The organism is Candidatus Leptofilum sp., assembly GCF_965223525.1.
Taxonomy (GTDB): domain Bacteria; phylum Chloroflexota; class Anaerolineae; order Promineifilales; family Promineifilaceae; genus Leptofilum.
The window spans coordinates 1,816,065-1,831,084 of sequence record NZ_OZ245005.1 but is presented as its reverse complement, the minus strand read 5'-3'; the positions used below and the strand labels follow the sequence as shown (position 1 = coordinate 1,831,084).

Here is a 15,020-nt window from a genome sequence, read left to right as displayed (position 1 = left end):
CTCGGTTATCAGTAATCAGTTACTGCTCCTTGATCACACCGTCGCGGTAAGCCGCCAGTAGTGCCTCTAACTGGTGAATTTTGGCCTGAATTTGGCGACCCTCGTCCGTATCGCGCACGCGAATGCGCGCGAAATTGGCCTCCAAAATCTCCGTCTTCGAGTGAATATCGAGCCCCTGCTCGATGGCTTTCTGGGTGGATTCAAATGGTGCGTGGGAAGCCAACAAAAAGCCATACGAGTTGTGGATGAGCGTGTACCCGGCAATGCCTGTCTTGTCTTGGTATGCTTTGGAAAACCCACCATCTATCACGATGAGACGGCCGTTTGCCTTCACCGGACTCTCTCCCTTTTTCACCTGCACCGGCACATGCCCGTTCACAATGCGAGCCGTTTTGGGGTTTAAGCCAAACGCTTCGAGGATTTTTACGGCCGTTTCCGGCTTGTCGCGCAGCGCGTAGTATGCATTCTTCCCCTCTTTGTGAGTCGCTGGATCAGTTAAAAAGTATCGCTCAAACGTCGCCATTTTCTCCTTGCCAAACAGCGGCGAGTGCGCCCCGCTCCACAAATACCACATCACATCCTGCCCATACAGTTTTTGCTCTGGGTCTGTAGCAAAATACCCCTGCCGTGCCAGACGATCCAGTCGATCCATAAACGATTTTGCCGCGAAGGTTCGGCCGTCCACCTTCACCGTGGCAAACGAGCCATCCGGATTCATGGCAATGCAGCCGTGGTAAAGCAAGTTACCGTTGTGAATCAGGTAAAGGCCCCCTTTGGCATATAAAAACCGCACATGCTTTTGCAGCCGCTCACTGTTGGCAAAAGACAGCCTCAACCGTTCTAAAACAAATTTTTCATCCTCTGAGAGACGGTATGGGTCGTCTAGGTCAACGGTGGGCAAATGGGTGTCTAGTAGCTGATGCGCTTGCCCATTTAGGCAAATGGTGCCTTTATCAAAATCAATTTTATCTAGCAGTAGCCGGTCGGCCATGCCGTAATGTTTGCGCCGCTGCACAATCTGCGCCTCCAGCTTAAACTGGATCATGGCAATTGCCTTCTGCATTTTAGACATCAACTGGATTTCATTCTGCGTAAACTCATCTGCCGACACTTTGGGCTTAAACCGTTCGCACGGGTCATCTGCATACGTCTCCATTGCAAACGAAGCCAGCGGCAGCATACTAATGGCATACCCATTCTCCAACGTTTCCATATTGCCATACCGCAAACAGATGCGGATCACGTTGGCCAGGCAGGCCTCGCTACCCGCAGCAGCACCCATCCACAAAATGTCGTGGTTGCCCCACTGCACATCTACCGCGTGGTAATCCAGCAGCTTGTCCATGATGATGTGTGCGCCTGGGCCGCGATCATACACATCGCCAATGACGTGCAGCTTGGCAATGGCCAGCCGCTGAATCAGTTCGGCCATGGCAACCACAAAGGCATGGCCCCGATTGGTAGAAATGATGGTTTCTATGATGCTTTGATAATATTCTTGCTTGTTTTCCACGCTTTCCTGCTCATGCAGTAGCTCCTCGATGATGAAGGCAAAATCATCGGGCAGGGCTTGGCGAACGGCCGTACGCGTATATTTAGACGACACCACCCGACCCAATTTAATTAATCGGAACAGGGTAATGCGATACCATTCGGTCTTATCTTCTATATTTTTCAGAATGAGCGGCAGTTTTTGCTCCGGGTAGTAAATGAGTGTGGCAAATTCACGTTTTTCATGCTCCAGCAACGAATTAGAAAAAATCTCCTCAATTTTGCGCCGGATGGAGCCAGACCCATTTCTGAGTACATGAGAAAATGACTCATATTCACCATGCACGTCCGAGATAAAATGCTCGGTTCCTTTGGGCAGATTCAGGTTGGCACTCAAGTTGATAATGGCCATAGATGCGGCCTGAATGGAGGGATACTGCTGTGCCAGCAGTTCCAAAAAGCTGAGGTTGTACGCTTCTTTTGCAGTCATGGATTTTTTCTCCGTTCGTGGGCAATCTTATGTAACTGCACCTATTTTCGGAGAGAATGGAGAAAAGACAAATTTGAGGCGAGCGTTGCAGGAAGGGTGCCAGCCACAAACAAAGTGGCTAGCACCCAAAAAGGAATAAGGAGGTTAGGTGGATAAACGATGTTCTAAGTGAGCATAAAACCAGTTAGCAACCGTGCGTGACACGCCTTTTCGTGCGCCAAACATCAATTTTTGCCCGATGGCATTCAAGGGGTAGATTTCGACAGCAACGGCCGTACCCTCACCTGCATCTGAAATTGTCACATTCATGTGGGTGCGATCCCCCAACACCTTGCCCAAAATCTTTTTATCAAAACGCGCAGCAATAGTTCCAGCCGCAGCATCTTGATTCTCTATATTCCCTTGCAATCCTTCCACCGCGCCCAAAACGGCCGTGTAAACTGCATCTTTACTTTCTGAGTAGTGTTTTTCATCATGAATGGTTAACGACATTTAATTCTCCAAATATACACTTATATGCACTTAAGCTAGACAACTTGCTTAATTTTGACCTGCGTCAGTAAATCTTCCACCATTGCTAATGTGCCTACGGCCGTTCCCGCCAGGCTTGCTGTAGCGGCCCCGCAAGCAATCCCCCACCGCAACGCTTCTGATATTGGCATTCCCCGGCTAATGCCATACACTAGCCCGCCAACCATTGAATCCCCTGCCCCAATCGGGTTACTCTCTTTAATCACTGGAGATTCGGCTAGCCAGGCTGTCTGGCCATCGCTAAAGATTGCGCCTGCTTTGCCAAGTGAAATAACGACATTTTGTGGGCCAAGCTGCTGAATTTGGTGAGCGACCGTAACAGCATCTAAAAGTGAATCAATGGTTATGCCGCTAATATTTTCAGCTTCACTATCATTCGGCTTGATAAGGAACGCGCCGGCGGCACAGCCTCCCAGCAAAGCCGCGCCACTTGTATCCAAAATGACCTGTCCGCCATTTGACTGAATGAGGCGCACCAACTGGGCATAAATTGTGTTCGCCACGCCAGGCGGCAAGCTCCCCGCCAGCACCCACCAATCGCCTGGCTTAACAAGCTGCTCAATCTGCTTAAGTAAAGCTGCTTGCGCCGCTTCAGAAACGGTTGGGCCAGATTCATTCACCTTCAGGTAGCGATCACGTCGCTCAGTGACGATGCTGACATTGGTTCGTGTTTCATCTTCAATCCAGGTAAAGGCCGTTTCAATATTTAGTTCTGCCAACATTTCCGCCAGCAGTTCGCCACTTTTGCCACCAGCAAAGCCCAAAGCCACGCTTTTTGCGTCCAATGAGGCCAACATACGAGAAACGTTGAACCCTTTACCGCCACAATCCACGCGGGCATCGCTGGTTCGCAGCACAGTATCGAAAGCAAACTCACCGATGGTCAGCTCACGATCTACAGCCGGGTTAAGCGTAACAGTGTAAATCATCTTTTCTGTCTCGATTTTTGTAAATCTGATTGTGCCATCCACCAACCACCAAATGCTCCCAGCAACGTTGTGAACAGCACAACCAACCATCTGCCGCCAAAATCATACACGAAGTGGCGCACTTCTAGGAATGTCAGGATGACCCCAAATTTCAGAAAGGTGTTGACGGCCGTTTTCCCCAATTCCCCCAGAGGCGGACGATCTTTCTTGAGCAAGGCAATGGTGGTGAAAACGGCCGTTGCCAACAGCGCCAGCGCCACGGCAATAGCAAAATTGGGTTCACGCAGCGGGCGAAAAAACCAGCCAAAATAGAGGCCAAGCCCGCCACCGACCAAAAGATATTGCCGCAATAAACTTTGCTTCTTAGACATGGTCAACCTGCCAGAACGCTTCCACAAGTGCCGCTTCAGCCTCAGGCGTCCACACGTCCCCGTCACCTAACTGTTCAGCAATGTCTGGATACGTTTCCTTCAACTCTGCTAGGCTCAGCAACGGCAGGCCGCTAATTTGCGGGAAGATGACCACTTTGCCCGGATAACGCCCTTCCATCATAGCCTCTACGCCGTCACGCGCCGCTTCCATGCCTCCAACGGCCGCAACAGATCTATTTGGCGACAAATCCCCAGAGACGGTTTTGGCAATCACAGTTGCCTGGTCAGCCAATGCTGATCCAGACGTGCCGGTAAATTGGGCATTGTGCAAATAAACCGCGCCCATGTCCAATTCAGCCATGGTGCCATTGGGCACGCCCGCAAACAGCACCAGCATCCCATCAGGTGCCAGGTAGGTGCCTGCTTCTGCCATCAAAGATGCAACCGGCACACAAATCACCACATCGTCTGCCCCAATCTGGTCTGTGGCATTGCGAACAAAATCATGCAGCGACTGTGCCTCTGTGGCCGGGTTGAAGGTGAGCAACTGTTTGCCATTTGCCTCGGCCAAAGGCGCAAAAAGTGCTTCTAGGGCGGCCAGGCGCATCTCGTTTACTTCTGTGGCAATAATGAGATTAGGACCATTCTTCTGCTCAATGGCACGCTGGACGTGCATCTGCCCCATCGGACCACCAGCACCCACAAATACGGCCGCTCCCCCAGGCCGCAAATCACACCGGTTGCGAGCTTCACCATAAGAAGCAGCAATGTCAGGACCCAGGTTGCCAACATAGGCAGTGTAATGGTAATGAATCCGCCCCACGTCAATTTCAGCCTTGTCATCCAGGGGCGACTCCCCCACCAGGTTAAACGTCCCGCGAAACGCCGTCAGCTTGGCGGCTTCGCTAACCACCTTGGCACTTCGGGGAGATAACATGATGATGTCGTCGAAGCCTTCGTCGTTGGTCAACTCAGCTTTGAGTGTAGGGTAGTCAGACGGCCGTAATCCATCTCGAACGGCCGTTTTTACGCCTGTGCCAACTTTTTGCTGGATAAGGTGCTTTACGCTTTCTGGAACATCGCTAAACACAACCAGCGATGGTTTTGCTAACTCGCCAGAAAATGTGTAGGCAGCTTCATCTTCCAACTGGCCAATCACCCACAGGCTGCCCCCTGCTTTTGGTTGCAAACGACGGCGCTGGGTGTAAGATGCTTCCACGCAAGCCCACGGTTCCGTCAGTGCGGTTTCTGCATAGCCCAACTCATCCTCCAGCGGCAGCACATAGGCACCATCGTCCGCATCTAGCACTTCTGGCCCAATGAGGTGGTACTGGGTAAGCCCGCCCGGAATTGTGTAGCCGTAAGCTGTGGAACGGCCGTCCTGGTAAATGTCTGGCTGAATGGCCAACCGCTGACCTGGATGGTAAGTTTCAGCTAAATCCTTGCCTACTTTAATAATCGTCAAAGCCGCCTCATGCCCCAGGCGGGTTGGCTCTTCCGCTAAATTCCGATTGTATAGTTTAGGATGTGACCCACCCTGACGAATCAACTTTACGTCAGAAAAGCACATGCCGACGCTGTCTACACGAACCAATAACTGGTTATCGGCTGGTTCTGGGATAGGAAACGCTTCAGGGTGTCCGTCTCGCCCAATATTTTCGATTCCCGCGCCATACATATTCCAGGCCCATGTTTGGGCAGGCAGAAACATCTGTGCCGATCGGTACAGTTCATATTTTTTCATCATTTTTCACGCTACCTTTAAAAGATCGTATTTATTGGAACATAAGCAATTTTTAGGCTCAATTATGTAATTGCCCAATTACCCTACTAAATTCCGTACTTCTTGTGCTGTGGAACAAGCAAGTGCCTGAACGGCTAATTTTTGCGCCTCAGCATGGCTCAGGCCACGAACTTTTGCCTTCACCATCGCAATGGAGGGCACACTCACGCTCAACTCGTCTACACCAAGCCCCAGCAAAATTTGTGTTGCTTGCGGATCCGCGCCGAGTTCACCACACACGCCAACCCATTTGCCAGCCGCATGAGCGCCACGTACGGTTGCATCAATCAGGCGCAACACGGACGGGTGCAGGCCATCTGACTTGCCAGCCAGCACCGGGTGCATCCGGTCCATCGCCAGTGTGTACTGGGTTAGATCATTGGTGCCGATGGAGAAGAAATCCACCTCTTTGGCAAACAGATCGGCCATTAACGCTGCTGCGGGAATTTCGATCATAATGCCAACTGGCACTTCTGGTGCGTTCAGCTCCGCCTGGATTTCGTCAACTATCGCTTTGGCAGCGTACCATTCTGTGAGATCGGCCACCATTGGAAACATGATTCGCAGCGAGCCAAAACTGGCCGCGCGCAAGATGGCGCGAAGCTGCTCACGCAACAGTTCAGGCCGGTTCAGACAGAGTCTTATGCCGCGTTCGCCCAGGAATGGATTCTCTTCGGGCGGCACTTGCACATAGGGCAACGGCTTGTCACCACCAATGTCCAACGTGCGAATAATCACTGGCTTGCCTTCCATCGCCTCGGCAATTTGTTTGTACACGTCAAATTGCTCCTCCTCAGAAGGTGGTGTGGCGCGATCCAGGAACAGGAACTCGGTTCGCAGCAAACCAACACCTTCGGCTCCAGACCGGTTGGCTTTGATTGCGTCAGCCACGCCACCAATGTTGGCAGCAATTTCTATGCGGTGATTATCCAGCGTGATGGCTGGTTCATTTGCTTGTTCGCGGGCAGCCTGTTGCTGTTTTATGGCGGCAGCAAGCTGGCTTTTAGCTTCTTGTTGGGTGGCATTATCTGGATTTACCTGAATGACACCGGTGCTGCCGTCCAGGATAACGGCCGTTCCATCTGCAACCTCTAGCAAACTATCCCCCACACTCACCACTGCTGGCAAATTCAAGGCTCTGGCAATGATGGCTGAATGAGCCGTGGGGCCACCGACGGCCGTTGCAAATCCCAACACCTTTTTCGGATCCAACGTTGCCGTGTCAGACGGGGTGAGATCATGAGCAAAAACCACCACCGGATGATCCGGCCAGACTATGCCGTGGTCGCTTTCCCCCGCCAATATTTTCAAAATGCGGTTGCCCACATCCCGAATATCAGCAGCTCGTGCCGCCAAAAGCGGATCGTCGAGGGCAGCTAGCTGGCTGGCACGCTCCTCGGTGGTCGTTTGCCATGCTTGAGCCGCATTTTGCTCCGCTTCAATTTTAGCTTGCACAGCATCCAACAAATCATCGTCTGTTAGCAGCTCCCTGTGAACTTCAAAGATGGCAGCTTCTTCTGGTGCATGGGTAGCCACCTCTTGCTGAAGCGTGGCGAGTTGCTCTTGGCCTAACGCCAGGGCAGTATGCAGACGGTCTTGCTCGGCCGCAACGCCAGAAAAATCATGCGTGATGGTTACGGCCGTCTCCCGAAACTGAAATACGGGGCCAATTGCTAATCCGGGAGCAGCCCCGATACCCGCTAAACCATTACCAGAAATCGCTTGAACCACGTCCCCGTTTGCTGGGGCGGGTTTCACCGGGGCTGGCTTGGGTTCCGGTTTGTGTGCGGCATCCCCTTCGCCTAACCCTGCGTGTACGGCCGTTTGTATTGCTTCAGCCGCCAATTCCTCATCTTCACCATCCAGATCCACTTGAATTTGCCCGCCATGCTTTACACCCAATCCTAAAACAGCAATTAAGCTCTTGGCGTTCACATTCTTTTCGCCATGTGAAATCCGAATATTCGATTTGAACTTCTTGGCAGTCTTGACAAACACTTTCGCTGGACGGGCATGTAGCCCGGTGGCATTTTCAATGACAAAGTTTAGCTGTTTCACAGCGCCGCTTCCTTTGTTTATTAGCTACTATTTCTGTTTATACGCTATCTGGCACGCCATTCAGCGCATTCAAAATCAAATCTACATCTTCGGTGCGGGCCATCTCTTCCGCCATCTCTTCGTCTTCAACGGCCTCAGCCAAATTAGCCAGGACGTTCATATGCTCATCCCCTTTGGCGGCAATGCCAATCACCAGATAAGCTAATTCGTCCTCATCATCCTCATCCCAAACAATCCCCGCTGGCACTTGCAACACCGAAATACCAGTTTGCTTAATATGTTCACGATTGTCATACTGTCCATGAGGGATCGAAACGCCGTTCCCCAAGTAGGTAGACATCGTTGCTTCGCGTGCCAGCATACCGTCTACGTAAGCTGCTTCCACACAACCACTCTCAACCAGTAGTGCGCCTGCTTGCCGAATCGCGTCTTGTTTGTCAACGGCCGTTGCTTGCAGCTTAATCCTGTTCTTCTCTAAGATCGCCATCTTAGCCTCCCAAACTGTCGGTAATTTGGCTGTTCTCCACAAACGCATTTACCAACCGATCAAATGCAGGATCATTCAAAAAATGGCTAAACGTGACCACCACTGCATCTGGCACACGTTTGCGTACCACGTTGGCCAATCCTTTGTGCACCACAACCACCTGGGCATCATTGGGAATTGCCCGCGCTGGTTTGTGCATCACCTTCACCCCAGCCACATTTGCCTTTTTAAGCTTCTTCTTGAGCGAGTTGACGCTCATCAGACTGGAACCCATACCTGCTTCACACGCTAAAATAATTGTTTTTACATTTGCAGCATCAATCGAACCTGCCATTATCAACCTCTTTTAGTTCAGTAGGAAGGCCATGAAGTAACAGCGAAGTTACAATACTGAGGGCAACATTCACCCTCACCCCACCCCAACCCTCTCCCTCAGAGGGGGAGGGCTAGGGTGGGGGTTTGTATACCTCTAAGCAAAGATACTCATGACCTGATATTGTTTGTTAAATTACGCCAGCCCTGGAACGCCTGCTGCGTCTGCTTCCATCTCTTCCGTTTCTTCCGTTTCTTGAACGGGTCGTATCCGCAAGAGAAGTATACCCACAGCGGCCGCCGCAATTGCTCCAATTAACACCCCAACAAGGACAGAAAAATGTTGACCAAGAGGAATGACGGCTAAATAAGCAAAGATGGAACCGGGCGAAGGTGTCGCAACCAGCCCAGCATTGGTGATGGTGAACCACAAATCTGCAGACAAACCACCAGCAATAACCGACAGAATCATAATTGGGTGCGCCAAAACGTAGGGGAAGTAGATTTCATGAATACCACCCAGGAAGTGAATAATCATCGCGCTTGGAGCTGACTCTTTGAGCAGCCCTTTGCCCGCTACATAGTACGCTACCAGCAAGCCCAGGCCGGGGCCTGGATTTGTTTCCAGCAAAAAGTGAATGGCTCGACCCGTTTCTTCAGCCGCAGCGACACCCAACGGAGCTAACACACCATGATTCAGCGCATTGTTCAGGAATAGCACTTTGGCTGGCTCAATGATAATCGCCGCCAGCGGCAACAACCGCGCTGTTACCAATGTATCTACCAGCGAACCCGCAGCTTCGCTAATTGCTGAAACAATAGGGCCAACAACCAGGTTACCAAGCAATGCCAAGATAAGTGCCAAGATACCAGCAGAGAAGTTATTGATTAACATCTCAAACCCGACCGGGATGCGGTCTTCCAGCGCCTCGTCAATCTTTTGCATAGCCCAACCACCAAGGGGGCCCATAATCATCCCGCCCAAAAACATGGGGATGTCTGCACCAACAACCACACCCATGGTGGCCGTTGCACCCACAACGCCGCCACGCACGCCGTGAACCATCTTACCACCTGTGTAACCAATCAACACAGGTAGCAGATAAAGAATCATTGGCCCAACCATCGGCTCAAAATTGGCCGCGATCCACTCTGCCGTTTCTGGGAACAGAATTGGAATCCAACCAGTGGGAATAAAGAGGGCTGTAATCAACCCCCAGGCAATAAATGCCCCAATGTTGGGAATAATCATCCCGGCCAAGAAGCCACCAAATTGCTGAATTCTTTCTCTCATTTTACCTCTCCTTAAATAAAATATGATGAGTATTGTTTTGCCACCATTCCATTTGCGGCAGGTAGCCTAAACCATCCGGGTTCTGCAGCGTGTAAATCACAAAAAGTGTTTTGATGAAAACTGAGCCACCAAATTGTGATTTACTCAAGTAAAAGCGGGAGAGAAGGCTCTGCTTAATTCAAGCTACTTTCCTGCTTTTACACAGAATCCGGCTAAAAAACCTGTGTATCTTTCCTAACTATTCTTAGCTTTTGTTCGTCGCCGTGGCTTTCAGGCCAACCATTGGGTAATGGCGGCAATATCATCAGCCGAAAGCAGCGGATGCACCTGTATTACGGGCGTTTGGTGTGAATACTCTTCGGGCAGCGGCACGGTTGCGATAATGAGTTGTGCCGACTGCAACTCCTGTTCGTTTAATTCCCGAAGCGATAAAACGTCCAACTTCCCTAGCCGTGGGAACCGCGCCTTGAGCCTGGCCACCAGCAGTTGAGCGGTGGCCATACCGCTAGGACACACCACAATGACGCGGTTAAGACGATACGGCCGTTCCCGGATAAAAGCTGCCCGCAAAAGCAAAACCAGATTATTGATTTCGTCTTGAGGTAAGCTAACTCCGATTTCGACACTCATCTCTTCAGCCAACGAATTGGCAATGGTTGCTTCAAAGCTATACCGTTCAGGGAGATCGTTGGTGTAATTATTTGGCGGTGCCCACAAATTAAACCGCTGGCGCATGAATGCTGGAATAAGGTGCGCTGCCAATCCTTCGCGCAGGGCATTGTCAAACTGCATGGTGGGCACACGATACGCCTGGGCAATGCCGCGCATCAGGCTGTTTAATAGCACCTCGAACGATTCATCTGCTTCTAAATCAGTTGCCCAGCTACCACTGCGTGACCCAGAAAGGAGATGCTTGGCTAAGTAAGCCACTTCGCAATCCCACTCATTTTTGGGCAGACTAATTGCCTGTTGCATCAATATTTCAGAGGCAACCTGCCATACAGATTGATATGTGTGTTGATCAAATAGTGGATGAATGGTTTGAGCAATTTGTCCATTTAAAATACGCTGTTTTTGAACGACGGTGATCAATGCCAAATAAAGTGCTGCGTTGTCAGTAAAACGGCCGTTCAGTGCCGATTCTGCAAAACTTATCAGCGTCAGCGCCCGCCGAGTTTGCCATTGCGCTACCATCTGCTTGATATGGCTGGCCAATGGCATAAGGTCTGCATCTTTGGCCAACTGATACCCCAAGCCAGTGGCGTGAGACATCTGCATCAACGGGTCGCCAAACGTGGTATCTCCCCAGAGAACGGCCGTTAACGCCTGCCGCAGTTGGTGCTCGGTACCGGTTAACATAAAGCCAAAGTTTGGACGGCGTTCCAGCAGTAAATCAAAACCTTCTACCCACGCTTCAATTAAATCCAAATCTTTTAGAAGCGTTGTGCGCGAGACACCACTTTCTTGCTGAAGCTGATACAAAATTAAAGGCTCAGAGACTGTCAGCAGATTCAGAACCAGCAGTTGCTGTCGCTGCCCTGGGGTTAGCTGCAGACGAATGTTTTCCTGAGCTGCAAGCTTAGACAATAACTGTTTTCGGGAATTGGGCGGGCATGTGATTTGCAAACCAACACCGGGAATCATATCTAAATTCGCGTTATGCTCCCCTAACCACAATTTAATTGGCTTCAAGCTATAGGAAACCTGCCGAGCCGTTAGACCAATATGGCGACCCACATCTGCCGTAACAACGGCCGTTTCCGATGTCAGCAGATAGTAAAGCAAATCTCGTTGGCGAGTCGTCAGCGAAACCATAGGGGTATTGATAATTTTTCACCTTGTGTAGAGGATTCTCTCTTCCGAATGATTGCATTATATAGGCAAGATGCCTAAAGAAGCAGAGTTAATTGTTGTCAGTTTTTGCTAACGGCTTCTGACAAAAGTTGACTATTAATGGCGAAACGAGCCAAAATTGAGGAAAAATGAGAGGAAATTTGCGTGATATGCAGGAGGAAATTCGCTCAATCGTTTGAGATAAATCAAAGTGCAGTTGGCCATCTGGTTTTCTTGCTTATCAGCAACCAACTACACTATTTTCACACGCTAAATGACCGTTTAGGAAGTGCGCTTTAACCAAGGGATGCCCATACGGCCGAATGGGTCCCCGTCTCGCAGCTGATAAATGATAACACCCGCCAAGTGCATCAAGAACAAAAAGATGAAAACTTTGGAAACGATGCCATGCACAGCCCGTGGGGGGACATCCTGAATGCCCGCTACGGTAACATTTGCCGGTGAAAGGCCTAGATTACTGAGCAGCAACATCCCCACCCCACTCACCACCATGATTAAAATAGCTACATAAAGCAAATTATGGTTCCATGTGAACATCGCTTTTTGGCGTCCCTCCAATCCTGGTGGTGAGTCTGGACGCTTATCTACAAAGAGCCAAGCAATGCGGGCAACCGTAAGAACGAGCACCAATAAACCGATTGTGACATGGGATTGATATATTTGCTCCTGTTGAGCACCGCTATCAAGGTCTGTCATAAAGGTGCCGCTAAATGCCAGCCATACAATGAGGAACATACTCAACCAATGAAAAATTTGGGCGATACGGCCGTACTGATCTGCATTTCCCTTCACAATCTTTCCTCCTTCTAAATTAGGCGCATGATGTGCATTCATGTGACAGTCACTTCCAAAGTGACTGTCACATTTTACTATGCACTACGATTTTATTTCATAGAAGGATTAACCGCCATAAACCAGGCGTAGTGCCTGGGGCGTCACATACGCCTCCACTGACGCCGCCAGCAGCAACAATGGAATACCTAGCCCCAAAAACACGCGCCAAAACTCAGCCCCGCGAATGATGAACATCTCGCTGAGAGAGCGATTGGGCAGCGGGGCAAAGGTCACCGTTTGCCAGCGCAGCGCCGCCGCGCTAATGAGCAGCAAAGTTGGCAGCTCAAAAATAGCGTGGGGCACAATCGTCCCCAGCAAAAATTGGGAAGCGCTTTCCCCAGCCATGTAGAACTGCATGGCAATAAAGCTAATAACGCCCCAGGGCAGCATAAAAATGAGCATCCCCAGCACGCCTAGCGTGAATATGCCCAAAATCGTTTGCAGCAGCAAGGCACGCACATTTTGGCTCACAATAAACAGCGGCAGTGCAGAGAGATATACCTCCAACCCGGCCAGATTGGTGAGCATGTTTTGGCCGTTTAGCTGGGTCTTTAAATCTTCTGGGAAGGGAAATTGCTGCGCCATAACAATGCCGATGATGGCCGCACCCACCAACGCCAGCAGCAGCGCACCCATCGGCTTTAGCAAACTCGGCACGAGGGCGATGGTTTGTTTGTACCAAATGATTGGGTTAGGGTAACGGCCTAGCTGCATTTTGCCAGAAAAATAACCCCAAAATTGGCGCACCATCCAGCCCAGGCGAATCTGGTCAATGTCCCGACCCAGCAGCTCCTCCCGGTTAAACAGGGACAAACCCATCCGCATGAGGACAACGGCCGTAATCGTCAACGCCAGCAGCAGCCACCAGAGGCCATCGTGGTTGCCCCAAAACAGTGCCGCCGCCTCTGCTTGAATCAGAATTGCCATGGGCACGATGATGAAGCTCGCCAACAGATTGGCCGCGCGCACGCTGGTAGCCTGGCTAGAGACAACCACCGCCCCCGCCACCATGATCATGCCCTGCACCGTCGTTAGCAAAACGGTTTGCAGTACAAGCTGAAACTCAGGCTGCCAATCCACCGTGATGGTTAGCCCAATCATGTAGACCGCCATGCCTAAATAGCTGGCCGAAAGTGGCGGCACCAGCGCGGCCACCATCTTGCCCGCATAAAGTTGCCCGTTGCTCAACGGCGTAGAGAGCAGCGGTTCCATGCTCTTGCGCTCCTTCTCACCTACAAACGTCTCCAGCGCAATAATGAGCGAAAACGACATGGGGAAGAAACCTACCACCAGCAGCAAGAAGGGAATGAGCTGGTTGGCAATCACCTCCGCACCAAAATCGGCCACAAAATTGAGCAGGCGGGAGGCGGTAAAGTTCATCAACGCCGGGAAGATGAGCGTGAGCAAAAAGATGGGAATGATAATGCGCCAGTCGCGAAACGAGTCTCGAATTTCGCGGCGAGCCACCACCGTTGCCATGTAAAAATCATGCTTGTTGGGATGGGTTGGGCGTGGGAGTGCAATCATAATTGGGGCTGCTCCTCTTGGTCTTCAGCGACAACACGCAGGTAAACTTGCTCTAAACTTTGCGAGATGGTCTGTAGCGAGATGACGCCCAGTCCCAGCCCGCCCAGGCAGCGGACAAGCTGAGGATTGGTCACGTCGGGGTTTTCCGTGCGGTAGCGGATGGTGTCGCCTAGCACCGCCTCCACGGTGACGAGCTGCCCAATCTCGCCGATTTCACCGTTTAGATGGCGATCTACACGCACTTCTAGCTGGGGTTGGCCGAGGAGCTTTTGTTTGAGAACGGCCGTACTCCCCTGCGCCACAATCGTCCCTTTTTTGATGATGGCGATGCTGTCGGCCAGCATTTCCGCTTCGGCTAGGTTGTGGGTACACAAAATAACGGTGCGCTTGTCCTCACGCAACTCGCGGATGGCGTCGCGCACCAGCTTGGCACTGTGCGGGTCCATCGCCGAGGTTGGCTCATCCAGCAGCAGCACCGCCGGGTTGTGCAGCATGGCCCGAATTAGCCCCACCTTTTGCCGCATCCCTTTGGAATATTGTCCCAGTCGCCGGTCGGCCTGCCCCGCCATGTCGAACCGTTCAAACATTTCCAGCCCGCGCTTTTTTATTTCATCATCGCTGAGGCCGTAGAGACGGCCGTAAAACAGCAAATATTCAAGCCCGCTCATGCGTAGATACAGTCCGGGCTGCTCCGTCAACATCCCGATGTCGTGCCGCACCTTGTCGGCCTGTTGCACCACGTCGTAGCCGTTGATCCGCGCTGAGCCGCTGGTAGGGCGCAAAATAGCCCCCAACATGCGGACCGTCGTTGTTTTGCCAGCCCCGTTTGGCCCCAGCAGCGCCAACAGCTGCCCCGCTGGTACGTTTAAGCTGAGATTGTGAACGGCCGTAAATTCCTCAAAAACCTTGCCTAACTTGTTCGCTTCAATCATGGTTGGTTAATTACCTTACCCCTCTAGCTATCCTGTCTAACACCGCGCCAAAAAGAATTGTGACATTGTAAACCAAAATCCCCTATTTTCACTGGGAAAAGATACCTGATTCTACACTTTTTCATTG

The 15,020-nt window shown here is 51.2% G+C and carries 12 protein-coding genes and 1 pseudogene; all 13 read right to left on the bottom strand.

The annotated features are described in order from the left end of the window. Positions 1–19 precede the first annotated feature (19 nt). The gene (locus ACOQPM_RS24895) at positions 20–1,981 is read right to left on the bottom strand and encodes a fructose-1,6-bisphosphatase (protein WP_420631097.1); all 1,962 of its coding nucleotides are present in this window, start codon (positions 1,979–1,981) and stop codon (positions 20–22) included. A gap of 144 nt (positions 1,982–2,125) precedes the next feature. Continuing rightward, positions 2,126–2,473 (bottom strand): hypothetical protein, encoded by a 348-nt coding sequence (locus ACOQPM_RS24890; protein WP_420631096.1) that lies wholly within the window; start codon positions 2,471–2,473, stop codon positions 2,126–2,128. Positions 2,474–2,508: 35 nt separating this feature from the next. Then, positions 2,509–3,441, bottom strand: a complete 933-nt coding sequence (pfkB, locus tag ACOQPM_RS24885; protein ID WP_420631095.1) for a 1-phosphofructokinase — start codon at positions 3,439–3,441, stop codon at positions 2,509–2,511. Next, on the bottom strand, positions 3,438–3,812 hold the full coding sequence (locus ACOQPM_RS24880) for a hypothetical protein (protein WP_420631094.1): 375 nt from the start codon (positions 3,810–3,812) through the stop codon (positions 3,438–3,440). The genes pfkB and ACOQPM_RS24880 overlap by 4 nt, the downstream gene beginning before the upstream one ends. Continuing rightward, positions 3,805–5,559 (bottom strand): alcohol dehydrogenase catalytic domain-containing protein, encoded by a 1,755-nt coding sequence (locus ACOQPM_RS24875; RefSeq protein ID WP_420631093.1) that lies wholly within the window; start codon positions 5,557–5,559, stop codon positions 3,805–3,807. The genes ACOQPM_RS24880 and ACOQPM_RS24875 overlap by 8 nt, the downstream gene beginning before the upstream one ends. A 75-nt stretch (positions 5,560–5,634) precedes the next feature. Further along, positions 5,635–7,653 (bottom strand): phosphoenolpyruvate--protein phosphotransferase, encoded by a 2,019-nt coding sequence (gene ptsP, locus ACOQPM_RS24870; RefSeq protein ID WP_420631092.1) that lies wholly within the window; start codon positions 7,651–7,653, stop codon positions 5,635–5,637. A gap of 37 nt (positions 7,654–7,690) precedes the next feature. Then, positions 7,691–8,140 (bottom strand): PTS sugar transporter subunit IIA, encoded by a 450-nt coding sequence (locus ACOQPM_RS24865; RefSeq protein ID WP_420631091.1) that lies wholly within the window; start codon positions 8,138–8,140, stop codon positions 7,691–7,693. A 1-nt stretch (position 8,141) separates the two neighbouring features. After that, a complete protein-coding gene (locus tag ACOQPM_RS24860; protein ID WP_420631090.1) occupies positions 8,142–8,474 on the bottom strand; it encodes a PTS lactose transporter subunit IIB in 333 nt (110 codons plus the stop codon). A gap of 207 nt (positions 8,475–8,681) precedes the next feature. Beyond that, positions 8,682–9,746 (bottom strand): annotated as a pseudogene (locus ACOQPM_RS24855) (PTS transporter subunit EIIC); the annotation flags it as partial. 270 nt (positions 9,747–10,016) lie between these two features. After that, the gene (locus ACOQPM_RS24850) at positions 10,017–11,561 is read right to left on the bottom strand and encodes a BglG family transcription antiterminator (RefSeq protein WP_420631089.1); all 1,545 of its coding nucleotides are present in this window, start codon (positions 11,559–11,561) and stop codon (positions 10,017–10,019) included. A gap of 300 nt (positions 11,562–11,861) precedes the next feature. Further along, positions 11,862–12,392, bottom strand: coding sequence for a cytochrome b (locus ACOQPM_RS24845; protein WP_420631088.1), 531 nt, complete (start codon positions 12,390–12,392; stop codon positions 11,862–11,864). 108 nt (positions 12,393–12,500) lie between these two features. Further along, positions 12,501–13,961, bottom strand: a complete 1,461-nt coding sequence (locus tag ACOQPM_RS24840; protein WP_420631087.1) for a stage II sporulation protein M — start codon at positions 13,959–13,961, stop codon at positions 12,501–12,503. Then, positions 13,958–14,893 (bottom strand): ABC transporter ATP-binding protein, encoded by a 936-nt coding sequence (locus ACOQPM_RS24835; protein ID WP_420631086.1) that lies wholly within the window; start codon positions 14,891–14,893, stop codon positions 13,958–13,960. The genes ACOQPM_RS24840 and ACOQPM_RS24835 overlap by 4 nt, the downstream gene beginning before the upstream one ends. Positions 14,894–15,020 lie beyond the last annotated feature (127 nt).

What these genes read in the sequence shown, in the direction of transcription:
- pfkB (WP_420631095.1), bottom strand. Translation starts at nt 3,441, where the DNA reads ATGATTTACACTGTTACGCTTAACCCGGCTGTAGATCGTGAGCTGACC.
- ACOQPM_RS24865 (WP_420631091.1), bottom strand. Translation starts at nt 8,140, where the DNA reads ATGGCGATCTTAGAGAAGAACAGGATTAAGCTGCAAGCAACGGCCGTT.
- ACOQPM_RS24860 (WP_420631090.1), bottom strand. Translation starts at nt 8,474, where the DNA reads ATGGCAGGTTCGATTGATGCTGCAAATGTAAAAACAATTATTTTAGCG.
- ACOQPM_RS24890 (WP_420631096.1), bottom strand. Translation starts at nt 2,473, where the DNA reads ATGTCGTTAACCATTCATGATGAAAAACACTACTCAGAAAGTAAAGAT.
- ACOQPM_RS24875 (WP_420631093.1), bottom strand. Translation starts at nt 5,559, where the DNA reads ATGATGAAAAAATATGAACTGTACCGATCGGCACAGATGTTTCTGCCT.
- ACOQPM_RS24840 (WP_420631087.1), bottom strand. Translation starts at nt 13,961, where the DNA reads ATGATTGCACTCCCACGCCCAACCCATCCCAACAAGCATGATTTTTAC.
- ACOQPM_RS24895 (WP_420631097.1), bottom strand. Translation starts at nt 1,981, where the DNA reads ATGACTGCAAAAGAAGCGTACAACCTCAGCTTTTTGGAACTGCTGGCA.
- ACOQPM_RS24880 (WP_420631094.1), bottom strand. Translation starts at nt 3,812, where the DNA reads ATGTCTAAGAAGCAAAGTTTATTGCGGCAATATCTTTTGGTCGGTGGC.
- ACOQPM_RS24850 (WP_420631089.1), bottom strand. Translation starts at nt 11,561, where the DNA reads ATGGTTTCGCTGACGACTCGCCAACGAGATTTGCTTTACTATCTGCTG.
- ACOQPM_RS24835 (WP_420631086.1), bottom strand. Translation starts at nt 14,893, where the DNA reads ATGATTGAAGCGAACAAGTTAGGCAAGGTTTTTGAGGAATTTACGGCC.